Origin of the sequence: Actinomadura luzonensis (assembly GCF_022664455.2) — a bacterium.
In the GTDB taxonomy this organism is placed as follows: domain Bacteria; phylum Actinomycetota; class Actinomycetes; order Streptosporangiales; family Streptosporangiaceae; genus Nonomuraea; species Nonomuraea luzonensis.
Genome location: NZ_JAKRKC020000002.1, coordinates 3,157,007 through 3,173,380 on the forward strand (window position 1 = coordinate 3,157,007; position 16,374 = coordinate 3,173,380).

At 72.1% G+C, this 16,374-nt stretch carries 16 protein-coding genes and 1 tRNA gene; 10 read left to right on the forward strand and 7 right to left on the reverse strand.

From position 1 onward, the window contains the following. Window positions 1-54 precede the first annotated feature (54 nt). The 5 genes from MF672_RS45000 to MF672_RS45020 all read left to right on the forward strand — a co-directional run bounded on the left by MF672_RS45000 (window position 55) and on the right by MF672_RS45020 (window position 6,037). Window positions 55-1,119 (forward strand): aldo/keto reductase, encoded by a 1,065-nt coding sequence (locus tag MF672_RS45000; RefSeq protein WP_242375810.1) that lies wholly within the window; start codon window positions 55-57, stop codon window positions 1,117-1,119. 140 nt (window positions 1,120-1,259) lie between these two features. Continuing rightward, window positions 1,260-2,930 (forward strand): S8 family serine peptidase, encoded by a 1,671-nt coding sequence (locus MF672_RS45005; protein WP_242375809.1) that lies wholly within the window; start codon window positions 1,260-1,262, stop codon window positions 2,928-2,930. After that, window positions 2,927-3,277 carry a DUF2784 domain-containing protein gene (locus MF672_RS45010; protein ID WP_242375808.1) on the forward strand — a complete coding sequence of 117 codons (351 nt, stop codon included), beginning with the start codon at window positions 2,927-2,929 and terminating at the stop codon, window positions 3,275-3,277. Before MF672_RS45005 ends, MF672_RS45010 begins: the two co-directional genes overlap by 4 nt. A 35-nt stretch (window positions 3,278-3,312) precedes the next feature. Next, window positions 3,313-4,743, forward strand: coding sequence for a pyruvate kinase (gene pyk, locus MF672_RS45015; RefSeq protein ID WP_242375807.1), 1,431 nt, complete (start codon window positions 3,313-3,315; stop codon window positions 4,741-4,743). Between the two features lie 97 nt (window positions 4,744-4,840). Continuing rightward, window positions 4,841-6,037: a lipase family protein gene (locus MF672_RS45020; protein WP_247815757.1), complete on the forward strand. Its 1,197-nt coding sequence runs from the start codon at window positions 4,841-4,843 to the stop codon at window positions 6,035-6,037. A 47-nt stretch (window positions 6,038-6,084) separates the two neighbouring features. Here the strand turns inward: MF672_RS45020 and dapD are convergent, their stop codons facing one another. The 3 genes from dapD to MF672_RS45035 are packed head-to-tail and all read right to left on the reverse strand — an operon-like array spanning window position 6,085 to window position 8,517. Next, window positions 6,085-7,047: a 2,3,4,5-tetrahydropyridine-2,6-dicarboxylate N-succinyltransferase gene (gene dapD / locus MF672_RS45025; protein WP_242380845.1), complete on the reverse strand. Its 963-nt coding sequence runs from the start codon at window positions 7,045-7,047 to the stop codon at window positions 6,085-6,087. Between the two features lie 44 nt (window positions 7,048-7,091). Next, window positions 7,092-7,514, reverse strand: a complete 423-nt coding sequence (locus tag MF672_RS45030; RefSeq protein ID WP_242380846.1) for a pyridoxamine 5'-phosphate oxidase family protein — start codon at window positions 7,512-7,514, stop codon at window positions 7,092-7,094. Between the two features lie 37 nt (window positions 7,515-7,551). Beyond that, a complete protein-coding gene (locus tag MF672_RS45035; protein ID WP_302893384.1) occupies window positions 7,552-8,517 on the reverse strand; it encodes a LysR family transcriptional regulator in 966 nt (321 codons plus the stop codon). A gap of 70 nt (window positions 8,518-8,587) precedes the next feature. Here MF672_RS45035 and MF672_RS45045 point away from each other — a divergent pair, with 70 nt between their 5' ends. Further along, window positions 8,588-9,316 carry an SDR family oxidoreductase gene (locus MF672_RS45045; protein ID WP_242380847.1) on the forward strand — a complete coding sequence of 243 codons (729 nt, stop codon included), beginning with the start codon at window positions 8,588-8,590 and terminating at the stop codon, window positions 9,314-9,316. A 27-nt stretch (window positions 9,317-9,343) separates the two neighbouring features. Here the strand turns inward: MF672_RS45045 and MF672_RS45050 are convergent. Further along, window positions 9,344-9,426, reverse strand: a tRNA-Leu gene (locus MF672_RS45050). Window positions 9,427-9,536: 110 nt separating this feature from the next. On the opposite strand from MF672_RS45050, the gene MF672_RS45055 reads away from it, so the two are divergent. The 3 genes from MF672_RS45055 to MF672_RS45065 all read left to right on the forward strand — a co-directional run bounded on the left by MF672_RS45055 (window position 9,537) and on the right by MF672_RS45065 (window position 13,012). After that, window positions 9,537-10,121 carry an ANTAR domain-containing response regulator gene (locus MF672_RS45055; protein ID WP_242380848.1) on the forward strand — a complete coding sequence of 195 codons (585 nt, stop codon included), beginning with the start codon at window positions 9,537-9,539 and terminating at the stop codon, window positions 10,119-10,121. Window positions 10,122-10,274: 153 nt separating this feature from the next. Continuing rightward, window positions 10,275-11,561 (forward strand): ABC transporter substrate-binding protein, encoded by a 1,287-nt coding sequence (locus MF672_RS45060; RefSeq protein WP_242380849.1) that lies wholly within the window; start codon window positions 10,275-10,277, stop codon window positions 11,559-11,561. A gap of 143 nt (window positions 11,562-11,704) precedes the next feature. Continuing rightward, entirely contained in the window at window positions 11,705-13,012 is a 1,308-nt protein-coding gene (locus MF672_RS45065; RefSeq protein ID WP_242380850.1) for an ABC transporter substrate-binding protein, read from the forward strand. Between the two features lie 11 nt (window positions 13,013-13,023). Here the strand turns inward: MF672_RS45065 and MF672_RS45070 are convergent, their stop codons facing one another. Then, window positions 13,024-13,860, reverse strand: a complete 837-nt coding sequence (locus tag MF672_RS45070; RefSeq protein WP_242380851.1) for a putative periplasmic lipoprotein — start codon at window positions 13,858-13,860, stop codon at window positions 13,024-13,026. 187 nt (window positions 13,861-14,047) lie between these two features. Here MF672_RS45070 and MF672_RS45075 point away from each other — a divergent pair, with 187 nt between their 5' ends. After that, the gene (locus MF672_RS45075; RefSeq protein WP_247815758.1) at window positions 14,048-15,352 is read left to right on the forward strand and encodes an ABC transporter substrate-binding protein; all 1,305 of its coding nucleotides are present in this window, start codon (window positions 14,048-14,050) and stop codon (window positions 15,350-15,352) included. 55 nt (window positions 15,353-15,407) lie between these two features. On the opposite strand, the gene MF672_RS45080 is transcribed toward MF672_RS45075, so the two are convergent. Both MF672_RS45080 and MF672_RS45085 read right to left on the reverse strand, forming a co-directional pair. Next, the gene (locus MF672_RS45080; RefSeq protein ID WP_242380853.1) at window positions 15,408-15,782 is read right to left on the reverse strand and encodes a hypothetical protein; all 375 of its coding nucleotides are present in this window, start codon (window positions 15,780-15,782) and stop codon (window positions 15,408-15,410) included. 94 nt (window positions 15,783-15,876) lie between these two features. Next, the coding region (locus MF672_RS45085) for an ABC transporter ATP-binding protein (protein ID WP_247815759.1) at window positions 15,877-16,374 on the reverse strand (498 nt) is incomplete at its 5' end.

A 16,374-nucleotide genomic window follows, 5' to 3' on the forward strand; every position in this document is an offset into this window, starting at 1 on the left:
CCCAGGATGAGCCTTCCCTTACCCGCCGCCGCGCCGCGCGGGAGCCTTGGAGGCATGACGACGACTCTTGACACCTACCGCCTGCTGGGCCGCTCCGGCCTCCGGGTCTCGCCGCTCGCGCTCGGCACCATGACGTTCGGGACGGACTGGGGATGGGGGTCCGACAAGGACGAGTCGCGCCGCATTTTCGACGCCTACCTGGAGCGCGGCGGCAACTTCGTCGACACCGCCAACCAGTACACCGAGGGCACCGCCGAGACGCTGCTCGGCGAGTTCGCGGCGGGCCGGCGCGACGAGCTGGTGATCGCCACCAAGTACACCGCGGCCACCCGCCCCGGCGACCCCAACTCCGGCGGCAACCACCGCAAGAGCATGATGCGCTCGGTGGAGACCAGCCTGCGGCGCCTCCGCACCGACCACCTCGACCTGCTCTACCTGCACGCCTGGGACTTCACCACCCCCGTCGAGGAGGTGCTGCGCGGCCTGGACGACCTGGTGCGGTCGGGCAAGGTGCTCTACGCCGGCATCTCCGACACCCCCGCCTGGCAGGTCTCGCGCATGCAGGCCATCGCCGACCTGCGGGGCTGGGCGCCGCTGGTGGCGCTGCAGATCGAGTACAGCCTCGCCGAGCGGACGGTCGAGCGCGACCTCATCCCCATGGCCAGGGAGATGGGGCTCGGCGTCGTGCCGTGGTCGCCGCTCGCCAGCGGCGTCCTGACCGGCAAGTACACCCGCGCCGACCTGGCCGCGGAGGTCTCCGGCGACCCCGCGGGGACGCGCAGGAACGTGGCCGCCGCCAACGGCTCGCTCACCGAGCGCGCGCTGGACATCGCCGACGTGGTCGGGCGGGTCGCGGCCGAGATGGGCGCGAAGCCGTCGCAGGTGGCGCTGGCCTGGACGCTGCTCGACCCCGCGGTGACCGCCCCCATCGTCGGGGCCCGCACCCTGGAGCAGCTCGAGGACAACCTGGGGGCGCTGGAGCTGACGTTCGACCCCGCCCACCTGGCCGCGCTCGACGAGGCCAGCCGGGTGGACCTGGGCTTCCCGCACGAGTTCCTGAAGCGGCCGATGCCCCGCCGCGTGATGCTCGGCGGGGTCACCATCGCCCCCAGGGCCTGACCCCGCGCACCGGCGGAAGCGGGCCCTGACCTGGGGTCCGCTTCGCCGCCCTTAGGCCGAAATTTGGCTACTAAGTTGCATCGAAGGTTGACTGTCGGGAAGATGCAGATTCTGCGACAGGTCCGGCGGATGGGGGAAGTATGCGGCGAGTCGCCTCCGGGATGACGGCCCTGGCCCTCCTCGCTCTCGCCGCCTGCACGCCCGCCACCGCCCACCGACCCGACGCCGGCCCCGGCACGCCCGCCCCGAAGGGCACCCAGACCCGAGCCGCCGGCCCGCAGGCCGACTACCTGGTCTTCTACGCCGACGGCAAGCAGAGCCAGGCGATGGCGGCCGTCACCCAGGCCGGCGGCACCTCCGTGGGCGAGGACGCCCGCCTCGGCTACCTCCTGGCCAGGGGCGCCCGCGACGGCTTCGCCGAGAGCGTGGGCGGCGACCCGTCCGTCGTCGGCGTCTCCCCGGACCGCAGCATCGGCCACGCCACCGCCGAGCCCGTGCGCTCGTTCCCCGACGGCTCCGCGCTCAGGGCCGCCCGCGCCTCCGGCGAGCCGCTGGCCGGCCGCCAGTGGGACATGCGCATGATCGGCGCCGACCGCGCCCACGCCAAGGCGCCCGGCAGCAAGGACGTGCTGGTCGCCGTCATCGACACCGGCATCGACGGCAAGCACCCCGACATCGCCCCCAACTTCGACCGCGAGCTGAGCCGCAACTTCGTCACCGACAAGCCCAAGGACGACAACGGCGAGACGCTCGACGGCCCCTGCGAGGCGGCCGGCTGCAAGGACCCCGTGGACGAGGACGACGACGGCCACGGCACCCACGTGGCCAGCACCATCGCCTCGCCGGTCAACGGGATCGGCATCGCGGGCGTCGCCCCCGGCGTCCGGCTGGTCAACGTCCGGGCGGGCCAGGACTCCGGCTTCTTCTTCCTCAAGCCCAGCCTCGACGCGCTCGCCTACGCCGCCGACATCGGCGCGGACGTGGCCAACCTCAGCTACTACGTCGACCCGTGGCTGTTCAACTGCGCGCGCAACCCGGGCGACAGCCGCAAGGAGCAGCTGGAGCAGCAGGCGGTCATCACCGGCATGCAGCGGGCCGTCGACTACGCGCGCAAGAAGGGCGTCACGATCGTCTCGGCCCTCGGCAACGGCTCCTCCGACCTCGGCGACCCCAAGGTCGACGACAAGAGCCCCGGCTACCCCGAGGGCAGCCAGAAGACCCGCAAGGTGGACAACACCTGCATCAACGTGCCCGCCGAGTCCGACGGTGTCATCTCCGTCTCCGCGCTCGGCCCCTCCGGCCGCAAGGCCGTCTACAGCGACTACGGCGTCGAGCAGACCGACGTGGCCGCGCCGGGCGGCGACGCGGTGGACGGCAAGGGCGCCAAGGCCACCCGCTCGATCCTGGCCGCCGCCCCCGAGCGGGCGCTGCGCGCCGCCGGCCGCCTCGACGCCGACGGCCGGCCCAAGGGCTCCGACGTCGTACGCGACTGCTCCGGCGGCTCCTGCTCCTACTACCAGTACCTCGACGGCACCTCGATGGCCGCCCCGCACGCCACCGGGGTCGCCGCGCTCCTCGTCAGCCGCTTCGGCAAGCCCGCCCCCGGCGGCGGGCTCACCCTCGACCCGGCCACCGTCGAGAAGTACCTCTACGCCAGCGCCGACCGGAGGTCCTGCCCCACGCCCCGCCAGTACGTCTACCAGTCCTACGGCCAGAGCGAGACGCACACCTGCCAGGGCGACGAGGCCGACAACGGATTCTTCGGCCACGGCATCGTGGACGCCTGGAAGGCAGTTACCTTCGAACCATGATGTATCGCCTCATCGCGGACGCCGCGATGGTGGTGCACTTCGCGTTCCTCGCCTATCTGGCGGCGGGGGGCTTCCTGGCGTGGCGGTGGCGCCGGGCGATCCGGCCGCACCTCGCCGTCGTCGCCTGGGGCCTGATCTCGATCACGACCGGCGTGGAGTGCCCGCTGACCCTGCTGGAGGACTGGGGACGGCGGCACGCGGGGGAGCGGGGACTGCCGCCCTCCGGCTTCATCGACCACTACATCGAGGGTGTCGTCTATCCGGAGCAGTACACGAACTTGGCACGATCGGGGGTAGCTGTTCTCGTGCTGTTCTCCTACGCGGGCTACGTTCTCCGTCGTCGGTGACTGCCAAGTGGTCTGTACCAATTAAGGTAGGACTCGTGACTCGTCGCGCGAAAATCGTCTGCACCCTAGGCCCTGCCACCTCCTCGGAGGAGCGTCTCCGCGAGCTGATCGCCGCGGGCATGGACGTGGCCCGGTTCAACCTCAGCCATGGCAACCACGACCTGCACCGCGAGGTCTACGACCGGGTGCGGCGGGTGGCGGCCGACCTCGGCCGTGGCGTAGGCGTGCTCGCCGACCTGCAAGGCCCCAAGATCCGGGTCGGCACGTTCGAGGAGGGCCCGGTCCGGCTGGGCTTCGGCGACGTCTTCGCCATCACCACCGAGGACGTCCCGGGCGACCGCGAGCAGGTCTCCACGACCTACAAGGGCCTGCCCAACGACGTGCGCCCCGGCGACACCATCCTCGTCGACGACGGCCGCCTCGTGCTGGAGGCCACCCGGGTCGACGGCGACCGCGTCGTCACCCGCGTCGTCATCGGCGGCATGATCTCCGACAACAAGGGCCTCAACCTGCCCGGCGTCAACGTCAGCGCGCCGGCGCTCACCGACAAGGACGAGGCCGACCTGCGCTGGGCGCTGCGCACCGGCTTCGACATGATCGCCCTGTCGTTCGTCCGCCGCCCGTCCGACGCCGACGTGGTGCGCAACATCATGGAGCAGGAGGCCGTGCGCCTGCCGCTGCTCGCCAAGATCGAGAAGCCGCAGGCGGTCGACCGGCTGCCCGAGATCGTCGAGGCGTTCGACGGCATCATGGTCGCCCGCGGCGACCTCGGCGTCGAGCTGCCGCTGGAGCAGGTGCCCATCGTGCAGCGGCGCATCATCGAGCTGTGCCGCGAGAAGGCCCGCCCGGTCATCGTCGCCACGCAGATGCTCGACTCCATGATGAACGCGCCCCGCCCCACCAGGGCCGAGGCCTCCGACGTGGCCTACGCGGTCATGGACGGCGCCGACGCGGTCATGCTGTCCGGCGAGACGTCGGTCGGCAACTACCCGATCGAGTCCGTCTCCACCATGGACCGCATCGCCTGCGCCGCCGAGAAGTCGTCGCTGCACGCCACCCACACGCTGGAGCGCATGCCCGAGACCACGGGCGGCGCCATCGCCCGCGCCGCGGCCGAGGTGGGCGCCATCGTCGGCGCGAAGGCGCTGGTGGCGTTCACGATGTCCGGCGAGACCGCGCGGCGGCTGGCCCGCTACCGCTCGCCGATCCCGCTGCTCGCCTTCACCTCGGCGCCGCACGTGCGGGGGCAGCTCTCGCTGACCTGGGGCGTGGAGACCTTCCACGTGCCGTTCGTGCACCACACCGACGACATGGTGCGGCAGGTGGAGGCGTCGCTGCTGTCGCTCGGCCGGCTGGAGAAGGGCGACAAGGTGGTCATCGTGGCCGGCTCGCCTCCCGGCACCCCCGGCTCCACCAACGCGCTGCGCGTCCACACCATCGGGTCCGCCGTCTCGCACGCCAACTGACGGCGTGACGCCGGTCTGACGCCGCCGGCAGCGGCCGCGGAACGGGATGGAACGTCCCTGGGATGTCGCTGGACTCCCACCGGAACGGATCCCTCCCATGACTCCCACCATTTCCGGCGCCGCCCGCCGCCTGCTGCGCGGCCTGGCCGCCCTGCTGCTGGCGACGGCCGGGGCCGCCGGGGCCACCTCGCCCGCCGGGGCCGCCGCGCGGGCGGCGGAGCCCGTGCCGGGCACGCTCGTGTCGTCCCAGCCGCTGCCGCTCGACCTGTGGCTGCCCGGCACCGGCGCGGCCTACCGCATCACCTACGTCTCCACCCCCGCCGACCCGGCCGCGCCCGCGCCGGTCGTGGTGAGCGGGGCCGTGTTCGTGCCGCAGGGCACGCCGCCCGCCGGCGGCTGGCCGGTCATCGGCTGGGCGCACGCCACCGTGGGCGTCGCCGACCCCTGCGCGCCGAGCGTCGCCGGCCGGCCGCAGCGCGACGTGGACTTCCTCGGGGCGTGGCTGCGGGCCGGGTACGCGGTCGCCGCCACCGACTACGAAGGTCTCGGCACGCCGTCGCCGCACCCGTACCTGCGGGGCGCGTCGGAGGCGTACGGGGTGGTGGACGCCGTGCGGGCGGCCCGCGCCGCCGACCCGAAGGGGTCGCTGTCGCGGACCTGGCTGGCCGTCGGGCACTCCCAGGGCGGGCAGGCGGCCCTGTTCACCGGCGCGCTGCAGGCGTCGTACGCGCCCGAGCTGGACTACCGCGGCTCCGTCGCGCTGGCCCCGCCTTCGCAGTGGCGCACCCTCATCGCGGCCGCCGAGCCGTTCGACTTCGACCCGGCCAAGCCCGCGAGCCCGTTCGTGTTCCTGCTGCTGGAGATGATGCGCGCCGCGCACCCGGGCGCGATCGACCCGGCCGCCCTGCTCACCCCGGCGGGCGCGCGGCTGTTCCCCGAGGTGCAGAAGAGCCTGTGCGTCGGCGACCTGATCCAGCGGCTGTCCGGCCACGTCAACGGCGACTTCTTCGCCATCGACGCCGCCGAGCGGGAGACGTTCACCGACCTGCTGATCAAGGACGCGGAGATCCCGATCACCCGTCAGGCCCGGCCGCTCTACATCGCCCAGGGCACCGCTGACACGCTGGTCTTCCCGCCGGCGGCGCAGACCACGGCGGGGCTGCTCGCGCAGGCCGGCTCGGCGGTGACGTTCCGCTTCTACGGCGGCGCCGACCATCTCGGGATCGAGGCCGCCGCGCTGCCCGACCTGCTGTCCTGGGCCGCCGACCGGCTGCACGACAGGCCCGCGGGCTGACCCGGGCGCGGCCCGGCCTCCAGGGCGGGGCCGGACCGCGGCGGGGCTCAGTTGGCGTGCAGGGCGGCGTTGAGCTCGATGCCGGTGCCCGTGCGCGGGACCGCCTCGACGGCCCCCGACCGGGAGTTGCGGCGCAGCAGGACGCCGTCGCTGCCGGACAGCTCGGCCGCCTTGACCACCGTGCCGTCCGGCAGGGTGACCTTGGTGCCCGCCGTCACGTACAGGCCGGCCTCCACCACGCAGTCGTCGCCGAGCGAGATGCCGATGCCGGCGTTCGCGCCCAGCAGGCAGCGCTCGCCGACGGAGATGACGTGCTTGCCGCCGCCCGACAGCGTGCCCATGATCGAGGCGCCGCCGCCCACGTCGGAGCCGTCGCCGACGACCACGCCGGCCGAGATCCGGCCCTCCACCATGGAGGAGCCGAGGGTGCCGGCGTTGTAGTTGACGAAGCCCTCGTGCATGACCGTGGTGCCGGCGGCCAGGTGCGCGCCGAGACGGACCCGGTCGGCGTCGGCGACGCGCACCCCCGCGGGGAGCACGTAGTCGACCATGCGGGGGAACTTGTCGACCCCGTACACGGTGACCGGGCCGCGGGCGCGCAGCCGCAGCCGGGTCTGCTCGAAGCCGGGCACCGGGCAGGGGCCGTAGTTGGTCCACACCACGTTGGCCAGCAGGCCGAAGACGCCGTCCAGGTTGGCTCCGTGCGGCCGGATCAGCCGGCTGGACAGCAGGTGCAGGCGCAGGTAGACGTCGTGGGCGTCCACCGGGGCCTCGGAGAGCTTGGCGATGCCGGTGCGCACCGCGACCACCTCCACGCCGCGCGCCGGGTCGGGGCCCGTCAGCGCGGCCAGCTCGCCGGCCTCGTCGCCGGACAGCCGCTCGGTGCCCGGGTGTGGCGCCTCGCCCAGCGCGGGGGAGGGGAACCAGGTGTCGAGGACGGTGCCGTCGTCGGCGATGGTCGCGAGGCCGACGCCGTAAGCGCCGGTCGAGGTGGGATCGATAGCAGTCACGCGCCCAAAAATACCGGTTGGGCGGGCGGCCGGGCGTGACCGGCTCAGGCGAGCGCCCCCAGGTCGGCCGACAGCCAGCGCTCGGGACGCATCCGGAACGTCACCAGCGCGTGCAGGTCGGAGCCCTGGACGTAGCCCGCCACGGCGTCGGGCGGCAGGTAGCGGGCGGAGATGCGGGTCAGGTCCTCCAGCGTGGACGGGCTGGAGCGGACGAGCGGGCCCTCCACGGAGACGTAGCGGTAGGTGGGGCTGCCGCGCTGCACCAGGATCGAGAAGCGGCCCGCCTTGGCGATGAGCCTGGCCTTGACCGACTCGCCGTCGGTCAGGAAGCGCACGTCGCCGCCGGGGACGTAGTCGTACCAGACGGGCACGGTCAGCGGCGCCCGGCCCTCGCCCGCCTCGACGGCCAGGCTCGCGATGTGCGCCTCCGCCAGGAACGCCTCCCGCGCCGGCACGCTCAACGACATCCCGCCCACCCCCCCGTGACGACCGATCGTGCAACGGCTATTCCCGCCGCGACCCGCCGCGAACCGCCCCGGCCACCCCACCGGGCCCGGCCTCGGCCGCCGTTGCGGCCGCCGTTGCGGCCGCCGTGCCAGTCGCCGTGCCAGTCGCCGTGCCAGTCGCCGTGCCAGTCGCCGTGCCAGTCGCCGCCACGGTCGCCGCGACCGTCGCCGCCGTGCGGACGAAGGCGGCCAGATCCCGGGAGCGGGCCTGCTCGGGCCAGGCCAGCACCACCGTGGTCGGCGCGCCGTCCAGCACCGGCACGCAGGCGAGGTCCCGCCGCAGGTGCGGGCCGACCGACTCGGGGCCCACCACGACCAGCCGCCCCAGCGCGACGAGCTGCATCAGCGTCGCCGGGTCGGTGATCTCCCCGTGCTGCCCGGGCCAGCAGGGCACCGGCCCGGCCTCCAGCTCCGCCCGCCGCACCGCCGCGCGCCCGGCCAGCGGGTGCCCGGCCGCCATGATCGCCACGCTGCCCTCGGTCAGCAGCGGCTCGCTGTCGAACCCGGTCAGGTCCTCGTACGGGACGTGCAGGAACGCCACGTCGGCCGTGCCGTCGCGGAGCAGCCGCGCCCGCTCGGCCACCCCGCACAGCACCAGCTCCACCTCCACGGCCCCGGGCAGGGCCCGGTAGGCGTCCAGGACGGCGGGCAGCAGGCCGCCGTCCCCGCCCGGCTTCAGCGCCACCACCAGGCGGCGTTCGGCCCGTCCCGCCCGCTGGGTGCGCGCCCGCGCGGCCGCGACCGCGTCCAGGATCCTGGCGGCCTCGACGGCCAGCACCTCGCCCGCGGGCGTCAGCCGCACCCCGCGCCCCGACCGGTCGAACAGCCGCACCCCGAGCCGCCGCTCCAGCTTCTGCACCGCTCGCGACAGCGGCGGCTGCGCCATGCCGAGCCGCCTGGCCGCGCGCCCGAAGTGCAGCTCCTCAGCCACCGCCAGGAAGTAGGACAGCTCGCGCGTCTCCATACCCTCAGGGTATTGCCCGCGACCCAGCCGGTGTTGGCCACGCGGCCCCGGCTGGTGCTTCGCTTGAGTCATGACGGACAACACGACCGCCCTGGTGACCGGGGCGAACAAGGGCATCGGGTACGAGGTCGCGGCGCGCCTGGCCGAGCTGGGCATGACCGTGCTGCTCGGCTCGCGGGACCGGGAGCGCGGCGAGCGGGCGGCGGAGAAGCTGCGGGCGGCGGGCGGTGACGTGCGCTGCGTGGTGCTGGACGTCACCGACCCCGGCTCGATCGAGCGGGTGGCGGCCGCGCTGACCCGCCTGGACGTGCTGGTCAACAACGCGGGCGTCGCCGGCCCGATCGGGCTGGAGCCGAGCCGGACCCCGGCGCGGGCGCTGCGCGAGGTGCTGGAGACCAACGTCGTGGGCGTCCTCATGGTGACCAACGCCATGCTGCCGCTGCTCAGGCGCTCGCCCGCGCCCCGCATCGTGAACGTCTCCAGCGGCGTGGGCTCCCTGGCCCACCACACCGACCCCGGGCACTACATGGCGGCGCTCGCGCCGTCGGCGACGTACCCGGTGTCGAAGACCGCGCTCAACCAGCTCACCGTGCAGTACGCCAAGGAGCTGCGCGGCAGCGGCGTGCTCGTCAACGCGGTCGCGCCCGGCCCGTGCGCCACGGACCTCACCAAGGACCTGCCCTTCCCCGTCACGCGCACCGCGGCCGAGGGCGCCGAGATCGTGGTGCGGATGGCGACGCTGCCGCCGGACGGCCCCACGGGCGGCTTCTACGCGGAGTCAGGGCCCATGCCCTGGTGATGGGGATGCGATGCCGGAAGGGTGCGGTGCCGGAAGCGGGATTCGAACCCGCACGCCCTTTCGAGCAGACGCTTTTGAGGCGTCCATGTCTGCCATTCCATCATTCCGGCCGATATATCCGGACTTGTCCGGATAGAAGGTACATCCTACCGCGGAAAGTTGATCAGCAGCAGGGTGCCAGCGTGGATCTAATCTACCGGACGTCGGTACTCTTCTGCTCGTGAGTACGCAGCGGCGAGTAGTGATCGCGGAAGACGAGGCCCTGATCCGCCTCGACCTCAAGGAGATGCTCCAGGAGGACGGCTACGTCGTCGTGGGCGAGGCCGGCGACGGCGAGCAGGCGATCCGGCTGGCCGCCGAGCTGAAGCCCGACCTCGTCATCCTCGACGTCAAGATGCCGGTGCTCGACGGCATCTCCGCGGCCGAGCGCATCGTCTCCGAGCGTATCGCGCCGTGCCTGATCCTGACCGCCTTCTCCCAGCGCGACCTGGTGGAGCGGGCGCGCGACGCGGGGGCGATGGCCTACCTGGTCAAGCCGTTCACCAAGGCCGACCTGGTGCCGGCCATCGAGATGGCGGTCAGCAGGCACGAGGAGATGGTGGCGCTGGCGGCCGAGGTCTCCAGCCTGTCCGAGCGCCTGGAGACGCGCAAGCTCGTCGAGCGGGCCAAGGGGCAGCTCATGGCGCAGCACGGCTGGACGGAGCCGCAGGCGTTCCGGTGGATCCAGAAGGCGTCCATGGACCGGCGGCTGAGCATGCGCGAGGTTGCCCAGATCGTTATCGACGACGCGGCCAAGCAATCCTGACAAAGCCTTATATCAGCCGATTGGGCGCTTCGGGTCGTGACGCGGTCACGACTGCGCATCCAACCGGACTCGGCGGCTTTCGCCGCGGGCGTCGCGGCGCGTAACTGATGGGCGGACACAAGATCCGCTCATCAGCGAACGGAGACGCCTGCGATGAACCCGATCCGTCACGTGCCCGCGCTCGCCGTCGCGGCCTGCCTGGCGCTGGCCGCGTGCTCCGCCGGCGGCGGCACCACCACCGGGGCCACCACCGGAGCCTCCGGGACCGCCTCGCCCGCGGGCCCGCGCGGCGACGGCACGCTGTCCATCGGCACGGTCCTGCCGCAGACCGGCTCGCTGGCCTACCTCGGGCCGCCCATGTACGCGGGCGTGGACCTGGCGCTCAAGGAGATCCGCGAGGCGGGCGGCGTGCTCGGCAAGCCGGTGGCGCGGGCCGACGTCGACTCCGGCGACACGACCACGAACATCGCCTCCCAGGGGGTGGACAAGCTGCTCGCGCAGAAGGTGGACGCCATCGTGGGCGCGGCCTCGTCGTCGGTGTCGGAGTCGATCATCGACAAGATCACCGGCGCGGGCGTCGTGCAGTTCTCGCCCGCCAACACCTCCGACAAGTTCACCACCATCGACGACAAGGGCCTGTACTTCAGGACCGCGCCCCCGGACAAGCTCCAGGGCCGGGTGCTCGGCGACCTGCTCGTGTCCGACGGCAACGAGACGGTCGGCGTCCTCGCCATGCAGGACTCCTACGGCACCGGCCTGGCCGACCAGGTGACCAGGACCGCCGAGGAGGGCGGCGCGACCGTCGTGGAGCGGGTGGACTACGACCCGAAGGCGGCCGAGTTCTCCGCCGACGTGGCGAAGATCAAGGCGAAGAACCCGCAGGCGATCGTGATCATCGGCTTCGAGGAGTCGGCGAAGGTGCTGCGCGAGCTCGTCAAGCAGGGGCTGACGGCGGACCGGCACCACTGGTACCTGGTGGACGGCAACATGTCCAACACCAACTACCTCAGGATGCCCAAGGGCACGCTCCAGGGCGTCAAGGGCACGCTGCCGGGAGCGGCGGCGCCGGAGGCGTTCCAGAAGCGGCTGCTGCAGATCCACCCCGACCTGCACGAGTTCACCTACGCGGCCGAGTCCTACGACGCGATGACCCTGCTCGCGCTGGCCGCCGAGGCGGCGGGCAGCGACGCGGGGGCGGCCGTCGCGGGCAAGCTCGTCGAGGTCAGCAAGGGCGGCCAGAAGTGCGCCGACTTCAAGGGCTGCGCCGCGCTGCTCAAGGCGGGCAAGGACATCGACTTCGACGGCGTCAGCGGCCCGGTCGACTTCAACGAGGCAGGCGACCCGTCCACGGCCACGATCGGCGTCTACCAGTACCGGGGCGACAACACCTTCGACGCCGGCAAGGCGGTCGAGTACCGCACCGGCAACATCGCCGGGTGAGCGTTACGCTCACGTTTCAGACATCACAAATCTGCATATAAGCCGTGTGAAAAGTGACTAACCCTCCCAATGCAGGCATGCTGAGCTCGGCAAACGCGAGGGCGGAGATCGTTCCGCCGTCGAAGACAGGGGAGTCTCTTTTCATGATCCGCATAGCTCCAGCGGGACGCGTCCTGGCCGTCGCGGCCGCGGCGAGCCTGGCCCTGACGGCCTGTGGTGGGGGCGGCGGCGACACCGCCGCGCAGCAGACGAGCACGGGCACGGCGCCGGCGCCGGCGTCCTCCGCGCCGGCGGCCGCGCAGGGCGACGGCACGCTGACGATCGGGACGGTGCTGCCGCAGACCGGCTCGCTCGCCTTCCTCGGCCCGCCCGAGTTCGCCGGCGTGGACCAGGCCGTCAAGGAGATCAACGAGGCCGGGGGCGTGCTCGGCAAGCCGGTGACCGCGATCCACACCGACTCCGGCGACACGACCACGAACATCGCCTCGCAGTCGGTGGACAAGCTGCTGGGCCAGAAGGCGGACGCGATCATCGGCGCGGCCTCGTCCTCGGTGTCGGAGTCGATCATCGACAAGGTGACCGGGGCCGGGGTCGTGCAGTTCTCGCCGGCCAACACCTCCGACAAGTTCACCACGATCAACGACAACGGCCTGTACTTCCGCACCGCGCCCCCGGACAAGCTCCAGGGCCGCGTGCTCGGCGACCTGGTCGTCAGCGACGGTAACGACACCGTGGGCATCCTCGCGATGCAGGACTCCTACGGCTCGGGCCTCGCCGACCAGATCACCAAGACCGCCGAGGAGGGCGGCGCCACCGTCGTGGAGCGGGTGGACTACGACCCGAAGGCGGCCGAGTTCTCCGCCGACGTGGCCAAGATCAAGGCCAAGAACCCGAAGGCCATCGTGCTCATCGGCTTCGAGGAGGGCGCCAAGGTCATCAACGAGCTCGTCAAGCAGGGCCTGACGGCCGACAAGGTGAAGTGGTACATGGTGGACGGCAACATGTCGAACACCAACTACCTCAAGATGCCCAAGGGCACCCTCAAGGGCGTCAAGGGCACTATCCCCGGCGCCGAGGCCCCCGACGCGTTCCGGGCCAAGCTCCTCAAGGTCAACAAGGACCTGGAGGACTACACCTACGCCGCCGAGTCGTACGACGCCGCCGTCCTCATCGCCCTGGCCGCCGAGGCGGCCAAGGACGACAGCGGCAGGTCCATCGCCGGCAAGCTGGCCGAGGTCAGCAAGGGCGGCGAGAAGTGCAAGAGCTTCAAGGAGTGCGCCGACCTGCTGAAGGCGGGCAAGGACGTCGACTACGACGGCGTCAGCGGCCCCGTCGAGTTCGACGACAACGGTGACCCGGCCGTGGCCACCATCGGCGTCTACCAGTACGGCGACGACAACAAGTACCCGGGCAAGGCCGTCGAGTACCGCACCGGCAACATCGCCGGCTGACCCGCCGCCTCTCAGCCGCCCAGGCCGCAGACCTTCTCCGCCCACCAGATGAGGCGTTCCTGCAGCGGCCTGGGCGGCACCACGATCACCACCCGCGCCTCGCCCCCGTCCAGCGAGGCCCGCACGGGGAACAGGAACGCCTTCTTGGCCTCGGCGAAGGCGTGCGGGTCGCAGCGGCCGGGGGTGAGCGCCACGCGCACCTCCAGCCGCTGCGCGCCCGGCTCCAGCGTCCCCAGCGGCCGGTGCCCGGGCGTCACGTTGTAGTGCGTCGTGCCGCCGACGTCGGTCAGCGTCACCCTGCCCTGGCCGCGCCGCGTCAGCACCAGCTCGCCCCGCATGGCCCCGTCCGACTCCGTCCACTCCGGGCCGAAGGCGATGTCGGCCGCCTGCTTGACCAGGTACTCCGAGCACTCGTCGCGCAGCAGCCGGGCCAGCAGCGGGTCCGGGTGCGGCACCCGGAAGACGACCTCGCGCGGCGGCCCGCCGCCGGTGCTGAGGTGTGCCACGACCGTCGCCGGCCGCACCTGCGGCAGCCCGCGCGGCAGGCAGTTGGCGGCGCCGTACGGGGTGGGCAGGTCGGTCCGCTCGGTGCGCCCGAGCGTGGTGTCCACCTTCTGCGGCGGGAGCGTCCTGAACGAGGCCGTGACGAGCCGCACGTCGGCGAAGTGCACCGGCGTGTCCGTGGCGTTGCGGACCGCGATCTGCAGCCGGTGCACCGGCTCGTCCGAGCGCCACTGCGCCAGCGACACCGAGACCCCCGGGGGAGGGTCGGTGGAGGGCCGGGGGGCGGGGGCGGCGCAGCCGGCGAGCAGGACCGCCGTGGCGAGGGACAGCGATAAGCGCTTCACGTGCCGCACCCTAAACCTGCCTGACCAGGTCCTTAAGTTGAGGAGTGATTACGACTCCGCATCCAAGTGCCGACAGTTGTCCAGGGCATCTGGTTCGGACATGCAGCGGTTTTGTACGTTTCCTGCATTCGATCGGGAACGCTCGGCCTGCTGACGGATCCCGGCCTGGAAATGAAGGAGACACTTCATGATCCGCATTGCTCCCGTGGGGCGGGCGCTGGCTGTCGTGGCTGCCACCAGCCTGGCCCTGACAGCCTGCGGCGGTGGCGGCGGCAACACCGCCACGGAGACCTCGCCGTCCTCGGCGGCTCCGGCGTCGTCGTCCGCCGCGCCCGCCACCAAGGGCGACGGCACCCTCACCCTCGGCACGCTGCTGCCCCAGACCGGTTCGCTCGCCTTCCTCGGCCCGCCCGAGTTCGCCGGTGTCGACCTGGCCGTCAAGGAGATCAACGAGGCCGGCGGCGTGCTCGGCAAGCCGGTCGCCAAGATCGACACGGACTCCGGCGACACGACGACCAACATCGCCTCCCAGTCGGTGGACAAGCTGCTCGCGCAGAAGGCCGACGCCATCATCGGCGCCGCCTCGTCCTCGGTGTCGGAGTCGGTGATCGACAAGATCACGGGCGCGGGCGTGGTGCACTTCTCGCCCGCCAACACCTCCGACGCGTTCACCACGATGAACGACAAGGGCCTGTACTTCCGCACCGCGCCGCCGGACAAGCTCCAGGGCCGCGTGCTCGGCGACCTCATCGTCGCCGACGGCAACGACACGGTCGGCATCCTCGCCATGCAGGACTCCTACGGCACCGGCCTGGCCGACCAGGTCCAGAAGACCGTCACCGACGGCGGCGCCGAAGTGGTCGAGCGCGTGGACTACGACCCGAAGGCCGCCGACTTCTCGGCCGACGTGGCCAAGATCAAGGCCAAGAACCCCAAGGGCATCGTCCTGATCGGCTTCGAGGAGACCTCCAAGGTCATCAACGAGCTGGTCAAGCAGGGCCTCCCGGCGAGCAAGCACAAGTGGTACATGGTGGACGGCAACACGTCCAACACGAACTACGTGAAGATGCCCAAGGGCACCCTGGACGGCGTCAAGGGCACCATCCCCGGCGCGGCGGCCCCCGAGGAGTTCCAGAAGAAGCTGCTCGAGGTCAACAAGGACCTTGAGGACTTCAGCTACGCCCCCGAGTCCTACGACGCGGCCAACCTGATCGCGCTGGCCGCCGAGGCCGCCAAGAGCGACGCGGGCACCGACATCGCCGCCAAGCTCGGCGAGGTCAGCAAGGGCGGCGAGAAGTGCAAGAGCTTCAAGGAGTGCGCCGACCTGCTGAAGGCCGGCAAGGACATCGACTACGACGGCGTCAGCGGCCCGGTCGAGTTCAACGACGCCGGTGACCCGGCCGTCGCCACGATCGGCATCTACCAGTACGGCGCCGACAACAAGTACGGCACCAAGGCGCTCGAGTACCGCACCGGCAACATCGCCGGCTGACCCGCAGCGCTGAGAGGGACGAAGGGCCCGGCCGCCACGGCCGGGCCCTTTCTCGTCACCCGCAGCCCGCGACGATCCTGTCGGCCGCCGCCCGGTACTGCTTGAGCAGCGCCACCTGCCGCTCGTGCGGCACGTCGTTCCTGGCCAGCCCCGCCGTCGTGGACTCGACCGTGCTGACGGCGTCCTTGAGCGAGGCGGGCAGCCGGTCGCCGAACTGCAGGGTGATGCCGCGGGCCTCGGCCAGGCGGCCGACCACGGCGTCCTCGAAGTACTGCCGGTCCTCCTGGCCCCGCGGCTTCAGCAGGAGGTCGGCGTAGCCGATGGCGGAGACCACCCGGGCGCACGGGCTGTCGGTGGGGTCGCCTCCGGTGCTGTAGCGGGGCGCGGAGGAGGCGTCGTCCTGGCAGCCCATGACGAGCAGGGGGAGCATGAGCGCGACTGTCGCTAGACGTTTCACAGCGCCCATTAAAAGACGGCCGCGGGGCTCCAGGGGAGCCCCGCGGCCGTCGCGATTGAGCCGCGTTCTAGGCCTTGGCGAGGGTGCCGAGGTAGAGCTCGATCACCTTCGGGTCGTTGGCCAGCTCGCGGCCGGTGCCCGTGTAGGCGTTGCGGCCCTGGTCCAGGACGTAGCCGCGGTGGCAGATCTGCAGGCAGCGGCGGGCGTTCTGCTCCACCATGACGACGGTGACGCCGGCCTTGTTGATCTGCTGGGCCTGGATGAAGACCAGGTCCTGCAGCTTGGGCGACAGGCCCGCCGACGGCTCGTCGAGCAGCAGCACCGACGGCTCGGTCATGAGCGCCCTGGCCATCGCCACCATCTGCCGCTCACCGCCGGACAGCGACCCGGCGCGCTGCTTGCGCCGCTCCTTCAGCGCGGGGAACAGCTCCGCCACGAACTCGAAGCGCTCCTTGAACTTCCCCGGCACCTGGAAGGCGCCCATCTCCAGGTTCTCCTCGATGGTGAGGCTGGGGAAGACGTTGTTGGTCTGCGGGACGTAGCCGACGCCGCGCGAGACCAGCGC